The sequence below is a fragment of the Sphingobacterium sp. ML3W genome (assembly GCF_029542085.1).
Lineage (GTDB): Bacteria > Bacteroidota > Bacteroidia > Sphingobacteriales > Sphingobacteriaceae > Sphingobacterium.
The window spans coordinates 3693261-3708046 of record NZ_CP107036.1; the positions used below are offsets into that span (position 1 = coordinate 3693261).

Below are 14786 nucleotides of genomic sequence, written 5' to 3' on the forward strand. Positions count from 1 at the left end.
CGAAAAATCGTCAGAGTCTAAACCTTTTCGGGCTAATTAGTTGAGATTATTTAATCTCAACAACAGCACCAGCTTCTTCTAATTGTTTTTTCAAAGCTTCTGCTTCGTCTTTAGATACACCAGCTTTCAATTCTTTAGGTGCTCCGTCAACTAAATCTTTAGCTTCTTTCAAGCCTAATCCAGCTAAATCTTTAACCAATTTAACTACAGCTAATTTTTGACCACCAGCTTCTTTCAAGATAACGTCAAATGAAGTTTTCTCTTCTGCAGCAGCAGCACCACCTTCAGCTGGAGCAGCAGCTACAGCAACAGCAGCAGCAGCAGGCTCGATGCCATACTCGTCTTTTAAGATATCAGCTAATTCTTTAACTTCTTTTACTGTTAAGTTAACTAACTGTTCAGCAAGTTGTTTTAAATCTGCCATTTTATTTTGAATTTTTGAATGTACTTTGTAAAAATTGTTAATTAAATTGTAACGAATAATTCTGTTCTAGAGGATTCGTTAACCTCTTTCTTCTAAAGCTTTTACTAAACCTGCAACAGTATTTCCTCCTGATTGAAGAGCCGAAATAACATTTTTCGCAGGTGACTGCAATGCCGCGATAACGTCAGCAATAAGTTCGTTTTTAGATTTAAGATTAACTAATGCAGTTAATTGATTATCTCCTACGAATGCTGTTGCCTCAATGAAAGCCGCCTTTAACAACGGTTTCTCACCTGTCTTGCGCAATTCTTTGATCAATTTAGCAGGTGCATTAGCGACTTCTGAAAACATCATTGTAGACGCACCTTTAAGCGTTCCAAAAATATCTTCTTCTTCAACACCAGCTTCGATCAATGCTTTCTTAATTAAAGTGTTTTTAACAGCTTTAATTTCGATACCTTGCTCAAAACATTTACGACGAATGTTATTCACTTTTTCAACTGACAACTCAGCAGTATCGGCAATATAGAAGTTACCGTAAGATTTAATCTGTTCGGCCAAAGCTTGAACAATTTCTTGTTTTTCTTCTTTTCTCATGATTAAATACCTGCTACTGATTTAGTCTCAATATGAATACCAGGACTCATAGTTGAGGAAATGTGAATACTTTTAAAGTAAGTTCCTTTAGCTGCAGATGGTTTCAAACGTGCTAGAGTTTGTAATACCTCTAATGCGTTATCATATATTTTATCTGCATCGAACGACGCTTTACCAATAGAAGTATGGATGATACCGGTTTTGTCAACTTTGAAATCGATCTTACCACCTTTTACATCTGTTACAGCTTTACCAACTTCTGTTGTAACTGTACCAGTTTTAGGGTTAGGCATCAAGTTTCTTGGACCTAAAATACGACCCAATTTACCAACTTTAGCCATAACACTAGGCATAGTAATAATGATATCAACGTCAGTCCAACCACCTTCAATTTTGCTGATGTAATCATCTAAACCTACGTAGTCTGCACCTGCCGCTTTAGCTTCTTCTTCCTTATCAGGAGTACACAAAACTAAAACGCGAACAGTTTTACCAGTACCGTGAGGTAATGTTGCAATACCACGCACCATTTGATTTGCTTTACGAGGATCTACGCCCAAACGAACGTCGATATCCACAGAAGCATCAAATTTGGTCAATGAGATTTCTTTAACTAAAGCCGAAGCTTCTTTTAAAGAGTATGCTTTACCAGCTTCAATTTTGGATAGTGCCGCTTTTTGATTTTTTGTTAATCTAGCCACTTTTCTTAAATTGATTTCTTAATTAATTGTTCCAAGGAGCATTACCGGATACAGTAATACCCATACTACGTGCTGTACCAGCTACCATTCTCATAGCAGCCTCTACAGTAAATGCATTTAAATCAGGCATTTTATCTTTAGCGATTGTCTCAACTTGTTCCCAAGTAATAGCCGCAACCTTCTTACGGTTAGGCTCGCCAGATCCACTTTTTAATTTAGCAGCGTCTTTCAACTGAACTGCTACCGGTGGAGTCTTGATGATAAAATCAAATGACTTATCCGCGTAAACTGTAATGACAACAGGCAATACTTGACCTGGTTTGTCTTGCGTACGAGCGTTGAACTGCTTACAGAAATCCATGATATTCACACCTTTAGCACCTAATGCAGGTCCTACTGGAGGTGAAGGATTCGCAGCTCCGCCCTTAACTTGTAATTTTACTAACGCACTGACTTCTTTTGCCATTTTGTTTTGAATTTAATTTTGTTAAATGTCTGTTAGTAAGTTGGAAGCAAATAACGTAACATTCATCGATCAGGACGTAACACCCCAACCGAGGTGCAAAGTTAATAAGAAGATTTGAATCCTGCAAGTATATAACTTTTAATTTTTCAGGAATTTATGATTTTTTTACAGATATTTCAACATATAAAGCCATCCTCAATCAAGAGAATGGCTTTATATAAATAAACTAACAATTAACGACCTACTTCCGCAGCCTGCACTTCCCGATCAGCCATCCTACCGCGTAGCTGGCCACAGTCCCCAACACCGCCGACAGCATTGTCTGAAAAAGATCGCCCAGGGAGAAACTAGCCCAGATAGAGACCAGCGTACCGCCGAAGGTTCCAAAACGAATATCATTTAGCCGCATCCGGACCTCCTTTTTCTAATTCATCAGTGGAGTCTTCTGTCTCCGCATTATCCTTCTCAAGTACTGTTTCCATGATTCCCAGCCCCAAGGCGACATATCTGACGACTGCCAGCACTTTTCCCGGCAATTTGACAGGGGCCATCAGAATCATCTGCAAGGCCCGATTTATTTTATTTACTATTGTTTTCATGTGATTACATTTACGATAAACACTGTTCTTCAAACGTCGGCCCCGAGACAATCTCCACAGTTACTTTTTCGCCATTATCCCAAGCCTTGCACATAAGCACATAGAGCTGCAGATACGTCCTGGTCGATCCATACACCGCATAATCCCCATCCTTCATTTTCCAGTAATCCCCCACCAGCACACATCCGGCGGTATCACTGAAATAGTTACCGATATGGATATAGACGTATTCAAAATTTGGCACCTGCATCATTTGGGCCATACCGCGATGAAGCCCCGGATAAAGGCGAGAGTACCTTGCATGCATACCACCTGCTTTGCGTAGTTGCACGTTATATTGTCCGGCAGGTATGGCCGTACTCCCCGGTATCTTTTCGTCACGTACCGAATCTTCTAGCGCGAGACAGAAATACTTCCCATCGACGTAGACTTTGGAGAGCGTAGCATGCTCGCTACGCTTCTCCCTTTTAATGGTGATAATCATCTGAACTCCGCTATCGAACCAATATAGTTTCTGTTTGGCTCCAGTCGCCCGCTCCCTTGCTATTCACTGCACGGACTTTAAATTCATACAGCTGAGCCACTTCCAACGGCGCTATGATATTACCGCGTGAGGAGGTTGTCGTCAGGCGGTCACTCCACTCCGCTTCGGGCGTTTCCACTTTCCGATAGCAGTACTCATATAACTTTGCCGCTCTGCCCTGGGATTCAAAATCCAGCCTCAGCTGTCCCGATTGCCTTCCATCAGAGACTTTCACGCCCTGGACCTGAGCCGGGATTATACTGCCGACAGCTGGTGCACTCGTCGGAAAGCCTGAACTCAATAAGGTGGAGAGATGCCCCTTTGCTACGCTATTGACATAATAAGCCAGTTGCTGCAAAGCTTCGGCCAGCGGCTCTTTGCTTTCATCCTTACGTGCGGTATCCTCCGGCGATCCTCGTTTGCGGGCTATTGCCAGTTTGACCGAAAAGTCTTCAAGCAGGGTTTTGATATCATCCAGTGCGGGGCTAGGTGTTGTAAAATTACTGTTGCCAGTCATCGCATTGATGACCGTATTTCCTAAAATCATCAGTTCATCATCTTTCATTTTGACAAAACCGATCAGTGCTTTTGTTTTAGCCATTTTTTTCTGTTTAAATTTTTAAAAACATGTCCTTTACCTCGCGAGTTGATTGAACGATACAAACATACTTTAGCAGCTAAGGCGAATGCAAATAATGACGCTATTTGACGTAAAATGACTCGAAATGACGGGAATACCTGTCAGAAACATCACTCAAAAAGTTTATTTTCCGGATACAAAGTCCCAAAAACCGGATCACTCTCGTTAGAGACTGATGTATTTTTCTTAACTATCCGATACGGTTTGCAACAGACTTAATACAGGTTATGAAAAACCCGATACAGTTTATCACACCCCCAATACAGTTTGCGATAAATCAGATAACGTAAACGACAAACCTGATACAGTTTATGTCAAACCGGATACGATTTATGACAAACCCAACACCGTCCGCGATAAACCAGACAACGTAAACGGCCAACTAGACAAGGTAAACGATAAACCCGATACGGTTTACACCGAACCGGATACCGGTTGTTACCCACCTGATACCGAAAATTGACAGGATCCCCCTATTGACCATGCCTGTACTTCTTGTTGCGTCTCAGCGCCTCGCTGATATCGACATCTGTATAGTAATGTTTCCTTCCAGCTCGCTGGGATTAAGGAGCTGATCAGCGACGTAACATTCATAGTTTTTTTTGCTGATTTTCAATTTTTCCATGATAACGATTTTGTCCAGAATTTCCGATGCAGTCTTGGTTTCGATCTCTTTTAGCAGGTCAATGGATTGCTGCATCAGTAGGTTAGACTTTTTGTTGAGCAACACGGATTTCGTACAGAAAAGTGAGAATCTCTGTCAATGCATGCGCAATTCCTTCAATTGAATGGGATAATTGATTAAGCCATTGCATAATGTAAGTTAATTACGATACAGAGACCGGCTCCCCTTTATATTAGGTTATAATCTATAGACTAAATATGTAATATAAGTTAACAAACAATCTGGATAGGATCAGGTAATAATCGATGAAATGGACTGCTTTTGGGACGAAAATAAATATCGGTACAAACCTTTAAATCCAAGTGAGTCTATCTTTTTGCACATGTATTATTGATACGGCATCCCAGATATTTGATAGCAGGGAATGGTAATGGAATTGAAGAGAGAATTGAGAGAGAATTCAAGTATCGCTTGACGTTATGATACAAGTGCGTGCAGATTTAGCGAAAAGAGAGAAGTAATCTTTTGTATTCAATAGTATCAATGGAACTAGCGTCTTTCGTAGTGTAAGGAACACAACATTCTTCTTGTACAGGGTGATGAAATTGTATGCTTAAGAATGATTTCCCCAAAACTTTCGGTATGATACCATTTTCTTTACAAAGGACGATACGGATGAAGTAGTCATCAGTCCACGATAACATAGAAGAGGAAAAAACAAAAAAAGCCTTACATTTTCATGTAAAGCTTTTCTCTATCGTTAATTACTAATCTTACTCTTTTTCTACTTGCATGTAGTTCAATTCAAGTGGAGTCTTACGACCGAAGACCTTCACCATGACGATCAATTTCTTCTTATCTTCATGAACCTCTTCTATTTCACCTGTAAAACCGTTAAAAGGACCATCGTTTACTTTTACAGTTTCACCAACGTAGTAAGGAACATTAATGGTTTCACCTTGCTCAGCCATTTCATCAACCTTACCTAAGATACGGTTAACCTCTGCTTGGCGTAAAGGGACAGCGTTTCCAGCTTTATCTCCCAAGAAACCAATTACGCTATTGATATTCTTAATGATGTGCTCCAACTCTCCATCCAATGCGGCTTCTAACAAAACGTATCCAGGGTAGTAGTTACGTTCTTTAGCGACCTTCTTACCATCGCGCATCAAGTAATATTTTTCCATTGGAATCAACACTTGAGGAATCAAGTGTTCAATACCTAAACGACTAACCTCGGCATCAATATATTGCTTTACTTTCTTCTCTTTCCCACTTACAGCACGAACTACGTACCATTTTAAACCTTGATCTGCCATAAATAAATACTATTGAAAATTAAGAAGCAATACCGTACAAGAACTCTAACCCTACACTTGAAGCCTTATCCATTACAAAGACTACCAATGCAATAAGAAGAGATGCAACAAGCACAATAACAGCTGAACTTTGCAACTGAGACCATGTAGGCCAAGTCACTTTCTCAGTGATCTCTACATAAGAGTCTTTAAAAAAATCAAGTACTTTTGCCATTTTAGTTTATCTGTTTTTATAAGCACGGGCACCAGGACTCGAACCCAGACCAAAGGTTTTGGAGACCTTCGTTCTACCTTTAAACTATGCCCGTGTATTTCTTATTTTGTGATGCAAATATAGTGTTTTAAACCACTTTCTGCAAATCTTTTTTAACTTTTTTTTATTTTAATCCGATAAATCGCTTATCGAAAAAATAAGCTAATCAACCTCAGTCGATTAGCTTATTTTATCTTTTTCTAGATCTTTACAGACTAGATGATTTCAGTTACCTGACCAGCACCTACTGTACGACCACCCTCACGGATAGCGAAACGTAGACCTTTTTCCATTGCAATAGCAGAAATTAATTTCACGCTGATTGTAACGTTATCACCTGGCATAACCATTTCAGTACCTTCTGGTAAAGAGATCTCTCCAGTTACGTCAGTTGTACGGAAATAGAATTGAGGACGGTATTTGTTGAAGAATGGAGTGTGACGACCACCTTCAGCTTTTGACAATACGTAAACCTCAGCTTTGAAATGATCGTGAGGAGTTACTGAACCTGGTTTACAGATAACCATACCGCGTTTGATATCAGTTTTCTCAATACCACGTAACAATAAACCTACGTTATCACCAGCCTCACCGTAATCTAAGATTTTACGGAACATCTCAACACCTGTTACTGTAGATTTCAAGTTCTCAGCACCCATACCTAAGATCTCAACTGGATCACCAGAGTTGATTACACCTCTTTCGATACGACCTGTAGCAACTGTACCACGACCTGTGATCGAGAATACGTCTTCTACTGGCATCAAGAAAGGCAACTCAGTTAAACGTGGAGGAATTGGAATGTAGTTATCAACAGCATCCATTAATTCCATGATTTTCTCAACCCACTCAGGCTCACCATTCAATGCACCTAAAGCAGATCCTTTGATTACAGGGATATCATCACCTGGGAATTCGTAGAATGACAATAACTCACGAACTTCCATTTCTACTAAGTCTAACAACTCAGAGTCATCAACTAAGTCAGTTTTGTTCATGAATACTACTAACGCAGGAACACCTACCTGACGAGCCAACAAGATGTGCTCACGAGTTTGAGGCATAGGACCATCAGTCGCAGCAACTACGATGATAGCACCGTCCATTTGAGCAGCACCAGTTACCATGTTCTTAACGTAGTCAGCGTGACCTGGACAGTCAACGTGTGCATAGTGACGGTTAGCTGTAGAATATTCTACGTGTGCAGTATTGATTGTGATACCACGCTCTTTTTCTTCAGGAGCAGAGTCAATTGAATCAAATGAACGAGCTTCTGACAAACCTTTATCAGCCAATACTTTAGTGATAGCAGCTGTAGTTGTAGTTTTACCGTGGTCAACGTGACCGATAGTACCAATGTTTAAGTGTGGTTTACTACGGTCAAATTTCTCTTTTGCCATGTTTATGCGAATTAGTAATTATAAATTATTTCTATTTGTTATATACTCTTGCTTAACTTTTACACAAGTACGAGCCAAAGATGGGATTTGAACCCACGACCTCTTCCTTACCAAGGAAGTGCTCTACCCCTGAGCTACTTCGGCTTACTAAAAAACCTTATTTACGTATTAATGCCCCCACCTTTAGATACATTATTATCAAAGAAGATAGAGACTAAATTTAATACTTGAAAAATTTGAGCGGAAGACGAGGTTCGAACTCGCGACCTATAGCTTGGAAGGCTATCGCTCTACCAACTGAGCTACTTCCGCTTAATAATTAGAAACTAGAGTAAATCTAAACTCCAATTAAAAAAAAGTGTGGAGGGAGAAGGATTCGAACCTTCGAAGCCGAAGCAACGGATTTACAGTCCGTCCCATTTGACCGCTCTGGAACCCCTCCAGACCTGTAACTTTCGTTACATTTAGAGCCTCTTATCGGAATCGAACCAATGACCTACTGATTACAAGTCAGTTGCTCTACCAGCTGAGCTAAAGAGGCTTCTAATATTTTTTTTAAATAACTTACGTTCTATCAACGCTAATCAGATATATTCATCTTTTCAGCGAGTGCAAATATCGAATTTACTTTTGATTATTGCAAGTTTATTTTTTACTTTTTTTTTTCATTTAAAGAACTAAGCAAACTTCGTTTTTAAGAACCGTTGTTCCCTTGTTTGCTGATGCAAAGATAGACACAAAACTCACTTTACAAAAATATTTGTCAAAAAAAAACAACACTTTTTGTCAATTATACTGATATGCAGCACAATAATTTTTAATTGTTTATTTACCTATTTTGGTTATTTGCCTAATGTACTATCTTTGGGCATGCAAATTTTATCGCAATCACTTTCAAAACTTACCCGGTATACAACGCTCTGTGCTTTGTTTATAGCCGGAACAGGCGATTTGAAAGCTCAAAATATTATTCAAAAATTGAGTAAAAAATTCCTTTCTGCCGAAAAGGACTCTACCCGTTCAGGCAGTTTTATGGTTTTACCCGCTGTCGGTTACGCACAAGAAACAGGAGTAGAATATGGATTAGCCAGCTCATATAATTTTTACCTGGACAAGTCAGATCCCCATATCCGTACCTCCACGATGACATTAATGGGAACCTTTACATCCAAACATCAGTCAAATTTTAAATTTCAAACTGATCTTTGGACAAAAAATAACGACTACCATTTCGTCAGTGAAATCCGTTATCGCAACTGGCCTTTTAATTATTATGGCATTGGTATGGATACCTGGAAGACCGATGAAGAACGCGTTGACCAAAAGCTATTTCGTGTAAAATTGGAAGCGGAGAAAAAAATCGGCAACAATCTGTATTCCGGAATCAATATACAGTACGATAATTTTTCGATCCGTAGCGATAGTAGCGACCATATATTTAACCAATCTAATCTCATTGGAAAAGAGGGTGGGCAACAATTGCTGCTCGGCGTATCTCAGTTATTTGACAACCGAGACAATGTTTCCTATAGTACACGTGGTTATTATGCCAAATTACGACTGGCCTATGCACCGAAATTATGGACCAGAGAAGACTTTAATGGAGCAAATCTAGACCTAGACCTTCGCGGATTTATTCCATTACATCAGAAGGTCACATTGGCCCTTCAGGGGATCTTTCGTTCGACATTCGGAAAAACAATTCCGTTCTATAATTACCGTGAACTAGGTGGTGATATGATGATGCGCGGGTATTACCTCGGCCGTTATCGTGACAAGAACTACCTCGCTTCGCAAGCCGAATTACGTTATCGTTTTCATCCTCGTTTTGGCATTGTCGGTTTTTCGGGAATTGGATCAACCTTTTCAAAAGAAAATAGCAGTAGGTATGTGCCAAGTTATGGCGGCGGACTACGCTACTTCTTTAGTTTAGAGCACAATAGTAGTATTCGGTTTGATTATTCTTATGGTGAACAAAGGGCCGGTGAAAAACGTCAATCGGGCTTCTACCTATCTTTAAGTGAAGCTTTTTAAAAAAACCTTCATGCGTTCATAGCTGTATCTGCCTGTGAACGCATGAAGGTTCTTACTGGTCTATAAACCGAGCATAGCGAGTTCATTGATAGCTTTCAATATCCTAATTAAACATTCATTAAAGACTTTATGAAGGACAGCGAAAATGCTAAAACCTAATCAGAAAATTTTCTTTACGTTGTCCGGTCCTAAAAAAGACCAAGCCAATTCGATACAAATCTACGGTGACAACTACGCGACCATCATCCTTTAGCTTGTTCCAATAGTCTTCACGTTCTGCTGACAAATACGGTTCGTTCACTATCAGCATATCCCGGTCATTGATAGAAGTAAGCAAATTCAAGTCAAGATTCATCTGATCTACATAATAGATCTTCCGAAAAGAATAACTCCCGACCCTATGTTTAAATAGAGTCTCATAACTCGCTAGGGACTTTTCGGTCAAAAACACAAACTGATCATAAGCAAAAACCTTTAATAGACGATCGACCAGCAGATATTTTTTTTCCTCTGCCTTTCCCGTTGCCCTGATGTCGTGAGGCAAGTTTAAGATCGTATCAGGATCATCTTTCTGATAAATTACTTCATCGACCAATTTATAAACAAAGGGAGAATGTGTCCCATGCCGGCTATGGGAGATGAAATAATGGCGCCAATACTTCAGGTGGTAATTCATTTTGCTGCAAACTTCGAAAAATTTACCTTGATATACAATTAAATTCTCGCTCTGTAATGGTATATTTAATCATCTACAACTCTATAAAATCATTTCACACAGAATCCAGAATAGTTGACCTTAGTTTTACACACCGCAATACCACTTTTACTAATTATTTCACATGGAACATTCAAGCACAAAGACATGAACAAGTCATTTAAACCCTATTCGGGATACAGAGAGGACTTATGAATAAAATACATTGTATCTGGGATGATATTTTAAAATTGAAGTATAAAAGCACTACCTTCTCCCTCAATACTATTGAGAAAGATTGTACCCTTATGCAGCAACATAATTTGCTTGCTCAGGGTCAGGCCAACCCCTGTTCCCGTTTTCTTTGTTGTAAAAAAAGGTGTAAATATCTGTTCCTGGAGATCAGCGGGAATCCCGGAACCATTATCTTCGATACGAATTTGCACGCTTCCGTCAATTTCCAGTGCAGACAAACTAATATAAGCCGCCTCCCTGGTCTTTACTGCATCAATCGCATTTAGCATCAGATTGATAATAACTTGTTCGATCAAGTTGACATCAGCATACAGTATCAACCGGGTATTCTTTAAGATGATATCAACATCAATATTTTTCTGAATTAGTGTCGGCTCGAGCAACTGATAGATATGTTCAAATAATTGGGAAACCTGAATCGGAGCCACCTGTGGCTGATCCACCTTGTTGATCATGCGGTAGCTTTTTGCAAAATGTAAAAGCCCCTCACTTCGACGTTTGATGGTGGATATACCTGTTTTTAAATCATCGATGTCCTCATGTCCCCTGAAATGATCCAAACGTCCGTTAAGTGTTTCGGCCAACGAACTGATCGGCGCGATAGAATTCATGATCTCGTGCGTAAGTACACGCAATAATTTATGCCAGGCTTTTGTCTCAGTCTCGTCAATAGCTTCGTTAATATTTTGATAAACGACAATGCGAAATATAGCATCTTGTGTTTCAAAACTAGAACTCTGAATCAACAATTTTATCTTTCCTTTACTTGACTGAATAGACTCCATTTGTTGCCGCCCATTATCCAGTAACATGGTCTTTTCATAAAGGTCAGGATTTTTCTTTTTCAGTCCAGCAATATTCCCTAGGTGTGGTAGATGAAAAAGCTGTTTGAAGGCATCATTCACCCACATTACTTTTCCCGTGTCCATTTCATAGAAGATAATAGCCGAGTTAAGCATATTGATGACACGATCAAGGTACTGGTGCTGTATCTCCTGTTTAATATTAATTTCCTTATACGTTTCGTTAATTTGATTAAAAGCGAGGAAAAGCTGTCCCTCAACCGATTTTGGGTTTTTCACCAAAAAACGTCGTGTGAAATCTCGATATTTAACTGCCTCAGCAAATTCCACAAGCTGTCTTTCCAAAAAATTATACTGGGCATATAAATTAAAGCCAAGATAGAGCATAATACAAAAGATCAAAGACGCCTGTACATACTCACACTTCATCAATAGGTAGGCGCCGACAACCGCAGCTACCAACAGCAAAATAATCTTAATTACATTTAAAATCTTTCCATGTCTCATAGACTAGATATCGTATTTCTCCAAACGCCTATAGAGTGCCGCACGAGTAAGCCCCAATTCCTTTGCTGCCTTACTGATATTTCCATTATAACGTTCTATGGCCGACTTAATGGCTTTTCGCTCCAGCTCTTCTAGATTTTGACTACTAGGAACTGATTCAACAACGACCTGTTCAGCTTGCTGCTCAATAGGAGAGAAAAACAGATCATTTCCAGCAATACTTACTTGATCGGCCATGATAACAGCCCGTTCGATACTGTATTGCAACTCACGCACATTTCCAGGAAAGTGGTAAGCAAAGAGCTTTTTTATGGCATCCGGTTCAAATCCTTCTATCCGTTTATTGTACTTCTTCGCATAGATATCCAGAAAATGTGCCGCCAATAGTCTAATATCTTCTCCCCTATCCCGTAAAGGAGGAACTTGAATTTCCACGGTATTGATCCGATAAATCAAATCCTTTCGAAAACGGCTTTCGTCGGCCAAGTGTTTAAGGGATACATTGGTTGCGGAGATTAGGCGTATATCCACAGGGATAGGTTGATAAGAACCCAACGGCGTAACTTGTCGATTTTGCAGCACAGTCAATAGTTTGGCCTGTTGCTGTAACGAGATATTTCCGATTTCATCCAGAAACAACGTTCCACCATTTGCCGCTTCAAAACGTCCCTGACGGTCTTCCCGCGCATCTGTGAATGCCCCTTTTTTATAGCCGAAAAGTTCACTTTCAAACAATGTCTCTGTCAACGCACCTACGTCAACTTTCACATAGACCTGATCCGAGCGCAACGAGCGCCGTTGAATAGCTTGTGCAATCAAATCCTTACCTGTACCATTTTCACCCAAAATCAAGATATTAGCATCCGTTGGTGCTATCTTCTCAAGCTTATATTGCAGTTCGTCCATGACAACTGAGTTACCGATCAGATCCGGACTATTACTGGAACGTAACAGCGAACTCTTATTTTTCTTTTCTCTATTTTTTGATTCTGCAAGCGTGCTTTCAATTGTTGCCAGCAACTGTTCGTTTTCCCAAGGCTTGACCACAAAATCAGCGGCACCCTGTTTCAGCGATTTTACAGCCAGATCCACAGCCCCATAGGCTGTGATCATAATCACATGAACCTGTGGAAATTTTTCCTTGATCCGCGACAACCAATATAAACCCTCATTTCCGGTATTGATTGTGCTTTTGAAATTCATATCCAGAAGCACAAGGTCATAAGGCATTTTCTCCAAATGCCCAATTAGGTTCTCTGGATTAGATTCGACTTGAACATGGCTGACTTTAGGTTTTAGCAAGATCCGTGCTGCCGTAAGTAAATCTTGGTCATCGTCGACAACTAAAATAGATGCTTTTTTCATATTCCCTGGCTTCATTCAGACACTAAGATAACTATAAATTTAACGAGCCAGCGTAATAATCATTGATATATTTTTGTAGCAGCCACTCATACTGCTTGACAACCAATTGAATCTGGCTATTATCATATTTTGTCTTTGCAGTTAAAAATATGACTGAATTACTATTTCCCAGTTCAAAGACAACCTTAGCGATACGAAATGATTCAGCATAATTTGTATTTTGCTCATGCAATTGCGTGATCGTATTGCTAGCATTTTTCAGGTTAAAAACCGCATTTGCAGTCTCGGCCCTTAAATTATTCAGCGCAATCTCGCGTTGAAATTTACTTGATTCCAAATCTAGTTTAGCCAGTTTAACATCATTCTTAACCTTAAATCTATTAAAAACAGGTATTGAAAGATTTAATGATACAGACTTCCCAAGATTATTTTTCATCTGATACCAATAACCTCCAGTCGTTACATTTTTAGAATAATTCGAACTCAACCCACCATTTAAAGATAAAGAAGGCCAATAGGATGATTGTGCTATTTTGATATTCTTTTCGGCCGCCTTAATCCTCCATTCCAGTGCCGGGATATCTGGAAGGCTCTCCGTCGCCAATTTATAAAGTGCTGTAGCGTCCAATTTTTGTGCATCAGTCTTTAATTCCAATGCTTGTAAATCGCCCAATTGTGCCTCGTCTACATTTAAAAACCCGGCCAACTTCACACGGTTCGTATAAAGTCGCTGTTTATTGCTTTCGATCATATTGATATCGTTAGCAAGTTGCCCTTTCAGATCAAAATAATCACCGGGATTAATTGCCCCTTCTTTTTGCATCGATTCTGCACGACGCACCTGCTCACGTGTGACCTCTGTCTGCATCTCCGATTGCTTCAACACATCTTGTGCTGTTAATACTTGAATATAAGCCGTAATAACATCCAGTTTCAACGCGTTGACCTGCGAATCAAATTCAAGCTTTCCAGCCGTCTTCGCATCTGCCCGCATCCGAATATCATTCAATATGCGAAATCCATTAAAAACGGGTACACTAGCATCCAACCCAAAATTTCCAGATGAGTTATTTCTAGTAATATACTGATTTGTCGCGTTATCAACCGAACGTCCTGAAGTAAGGCTATGGCCTAAACGTCCATTTAAATCAGGCAATCGATTCGATTTGGCTTGCGAAAGATTCACCTCCGCACGTCTAACAGCTAATTCATTTTGTAATAAGGTAGGATTGGCTTTTATCGCCAATTGGATACATTCGGCTAGGCTGCGTTTTGTATCCTGCTTATCTCCGTTAGTGGCAGTTTCTACTTTTACAACGTCCTTCTCCCCTGTTTCTTGCTCAACCTGCTGTGCGTCAACTTTCATGTAAGTCAGCAAAAAACATAATGTACTATATATATAGATTCTCTTCATATCCACTTTTTGTTTTCCAAGCAGACCATCCCCATGCCAAACAATAAAATTTCTGATTATCAACAAGATGCACAAAACCACAAACAATCAATGTCCAAGTTCGTACAATCAACTGTCCGATATTGAACACCCACACAATCTTATTAAAATACAATAAAAATAAACAG

General features: G+C 39.6%; 16 protein-coding genes and 5 tRNA genes. 1 reads left to right on the plus strand and 20 read right to left on the minus strand.

Features of this window, described 5'->3' with window-relative positions; genetic code table 11:
- Positions 1–46 precede the first annotated feature (46 nt).
- The 16 genes from rplL to OGI71_RS15765 all read right to left on the minus strand — a co-directional run bounded on the left by rplL (position 47) and on the right by OGI71_RS15765 (position 8088).
- Positions 47–424, minus strand: coding sequence for a 50S ribosomal protein L7/L12 (gene rplL, locus OGI71_RS15690; protein WP_002992785.1), 378 nt, complete (start codon positions 422–424; stop codon positions 47–49).
- A gap of 78 nt (positions 425–502) precedes the next feature.
- Positions 503–1021: a 50S ribosomal protein L10 gene (rplJ, locus tag OGI71_RS15695; RefSeq protein WP_223583976.1), complete on the minus strand. Its 519-nt coding sequence runs from the start codon at positions 1019–1021 to the stop codon at positions 503–505.
- A 2-nt stretch (positions 1022–1023) separates the two neighbouring features.
- Positions 1024–1722 (minus strand): 50S ribosomal protein L1, encoded by a 699-nt coding sequence (rplA, locus tag OGI71_RS15700; protein WP_046672240.1) that lies wholly within the window; start codon positions 1720–1722, stop codon positions 1024–1026.
- Between the two features lie 22 nt (positions 1723–1744).
- Entirely contained in the window at positions 1745–2188 is a 444-nt protein-coding gene (gene rplK, locus OGI71_RS15705; protein ID WP_028072660.1) for a 50S ribosomal protein L11, read from the minus strand.
- 395 nt (positions 2189–2583) lie between these two features.
- Positions 2584–2787 (minus strand): hypothetical protein, encoded by a 204-nt coding sequence (locus OGI71_RS15710; protein ID WP_282250192.1) that lies wholly within the window; start codon positions 2785–2787, stop codon positions 2584–2586.
- A gap of 10 nt (positions 2788–2797) precedes the next feature.
- Complete coding sequence (locus tag OGI71_RS15715; RefSeq protein ID WP_282250193.1) at positions 2798–3271, minus strand: DUF5675 family protein; 474 nt, start codon at positions 3269–3271, stop codon at positions 2798–2800.
- A gap of 10 nt (positions 3272–3281) precedes the next feature.
- Positions 3282–3911 (minus strand): fibronectin type III domain-containing protein, encoded by a 630-nt coding sequence (locus tag OGI71_RS15720; protein ID WP_282250194.1) that lies wholly within the window; start codon positions 3909–3911, stop codon positions 3282–3284.
- 544 nt (positions 3912–4455) lie between these two features.
- Positions 4456–4650: a hypothetical protein gene (locus tag OGI71_RS15725; RefSeq protein ID WP_282250195.1), complete on the minus strand. Its 195-nt coding sequence runs from the start codon at positions 4648–4650 to the stop codon at positions 4456–4458.
- Between the two features lie 698 nt (positions 4651–5348).
- Positions 5349–5894 (minus strand): transcription termination/antitermination protein NusG, encoded by a 546-nt coding sequence (gene nusG, locus OGI71_RS15730; protein ID WP_046672242.1) that lies wholly within the window; start codon positions 5892–5894, stop codon positions 5349–5351.
- 19 nt (positions 5895–5913) lie between these two features.
- Positions 5914–6108, minus strand: a complete 195-nt coding sequence (secE, locus tag OGI71_RS15735; RefSeq protein ID WP_028072657.1) for a preprotein translocase subunit SecE — start codon at positions 6106–6108, stop codon at positions 5914–5916.
- A gap of 23 nt (positions 6109–6131) precedes the next feature.
- Positions 6132–6202 (minus strand) — tRNA-Trp (locus OGI71_RS15740).
- Positions 6203–6362: 160 nt separating this feature from the next.
- A complete protein-coding gene (gene tuf, locus OGI71_RS15745) occupies positions 6363–7547 on the minus strand; it encodes an elongation factor Tu (protein ID WP_120261630.1) in 1185 nt (394 codons plus the stop codon).
- Between the two features lie 72 nt (positions 7548–7619).
- Positions 7620–7691 (minus strand) — tRNA-Thr (locus tag OGI71_RS15750).
- Between the two features lie 95 nt (positions 7692–7786).
- Positions 7787–7859 (minus strand) — tRNA-Gly (locus OGI71_RS15755).
- Between the two features lie 49 nt (positions 7860–7908).
- A tRNA-Tyr gene (locus OGI71_RS15760) sits at positions 7909–7989 on the minus strand.
- 26 nt (positions 7990–8015) lie between these two features.
- A tRNA-Thr gene (locus OGI71_RS15765) sits at positions 8016–8088 on the minus strand.
- 329 nt (positions 8089–8417) lie between these two features.
- Between OGI71_RS15765 and OGI71_RS15770 the strand changes: the two genes are divergently transcribed.
- Positions 8418–9581 carry a BamA/TamA family outer membrane protein gene (locus OGI71_RS15770; protein ID WP_282250198.1) on the plus strand — a complete coding sequence of 388 codons (1164 nt, stop codon included), beginning with the start codon at positions 8418–8420 and terminating at the stop codon, positions 9579–9581.
- A 148-nt stretch (positions 9582–9729) separates the two neighbouring features.
- Here the strand turns inward: OGI71_RS15770 and OGI71_RS15775 are convergent, their stop codons facing one another.
- From OGI71_RS15775 to OGI71_RS15790, 4 genes are all read right to left on the minus strand, one after another.
- A complete protein-coding gene (locus tag OGI71_RS15775; RefSeq protein WP_282250199.1) occupies positions 9730–10257 on the minus strand; it encodes a hypothetical protein in 528 nt (175 codons plus the stop codon).
- Positions 10258–10520: 263 nt separating this feature from the next.
- Complete coding sequence (locus OGI71_RS15780; protein WP_282250200.1) at positions 10521–11840, minus strand: HAMP domain-containing sensor histidine kinase; 1320 nt, start codon at positions 11838–11840, stop codon at positions 10521–10523.
- Positions 11841–11843: 3 nt separating this feature from the next.
- Positions 11844–13205: a sigma-54 dependent transcriptional regulator gene (locus OGI71_RS15785; protein WP_282250201.1), complete on the minus strand. Its 1362-nt coding sequence runs from the start codon at positions 13203–13205 to the stop codon at positions 11844–11846.
- A 31-nt stretch (positions 13206–13236) separates the two neighbouring features.
- Positions 13237–14619, minus strand: a complete 1383-nt coding sequence (locus OGI71_RS15790) for a TolC family protein (protein ID WP_282250202.1) — start codon at positions 14617–14619, stop codon at positions 13237–13239.
- Between the last annotated feature and the right edge of the window lie 167 nt (positions 14620–14786).

Coding starts and splice junctions, on each gene's coding strand:
- rplL (WP_002992785.1), bottom strand. CDS start 424: ATGGCAGATTTAAAACAACTTGCTGAACAGTTAGTTAACTTAACAGTA.
- rplJ (WP_223583976.1), bottom strand. CDS start 1,021: ATGAGAAAAGAAGAAAAACAAGAAATTGTTCAAGCTTTGGCCGAACAG.
- rplK (WP_028072660.1), bottom strand. CDS start 2,188: ATGGCAAAAGAAGTCAGTGCGTTAGTAAAATTACAAGTTAAGGGCGGA.
- OGI71_RS15710 (WP_282250192.1), bottom strand. CDS start 2,787: ATGAAAACAATAGTAAATAAAATAAATCGGGCCTTGCAGATGATTCTG.
- OGI71_RS15715 (WP_282250193.1), bottom strand. CDS start 3,271: ATGATTATCACCATTAAAAGGGAGAAGCGTAGCGAGCATGCTACGCTC.
- OGI71_RS15720 (WP_282250194.1), bottom strand. CDS start 3,911: ATGGCTAAAACAAAAGCACTGATCGGTTTTGTCAAAATGAAAGATGAT.
- OGI71_RS15725 (WP_282250195.1), bottom strand. CDS start 4,650: ATGCAGCAATCCATTGACCTGCTAAAAGAGATCGAAACCAAGACTGCA.
- nusG (WP_046672242.1), bottom strand. CDS start 5,894: ATGGCAGATCAAGGTTTAAAATGGTACGTAGTTCGTGCTGTAAGTGGG.
- secE (WP_028072657.1), bottom strand. CDS start 6,108: ATGGCAAAAGTACTTGATTTTTTTAAAGACTCTTATGTAGAGATCACT.
- tuf (WP_120261630.1), bottom strand. CDS start 7,547: ATGGCAAAAGAGAAATTTGACCGTAGTAAACCACACTTAAACATTGGT.
- OGI71_RS15770 (WP_282250198.1), top strand. CDS start 8,418: ATGCAAATTTTATCGCAATCACTTTCAAAACTTACCCGGTATACAACG.
- OGI71_RS15775 (WP_282250199.1), bottom strand. CDS start 10,257: ATGAATTACCACCTGAAGTATTGGCGCCATTATTTCATCTCCCATAGC.
- OGI71_RS15780 (WP_282250200.1), bottom strand. CDS start 11,840: ATGAGACATGGAAAGATTTTAAATGTAATTAAGATTATTTTGCTGTTG.
- OGI71_RS15785 (WP_282250201.1), bottom strand. CDS start 13,205: ATGAAAAAAGCATCTATTTTAGTTGTCGACGATGACCAAGATTTACTT.
- OGI71_RS15790 (WP_282250202.1), bottom strand. CDS start 14,619: ATGAAGAGAATCTATATATATAGTACATTATGTTTTTTGCTGACTTAC.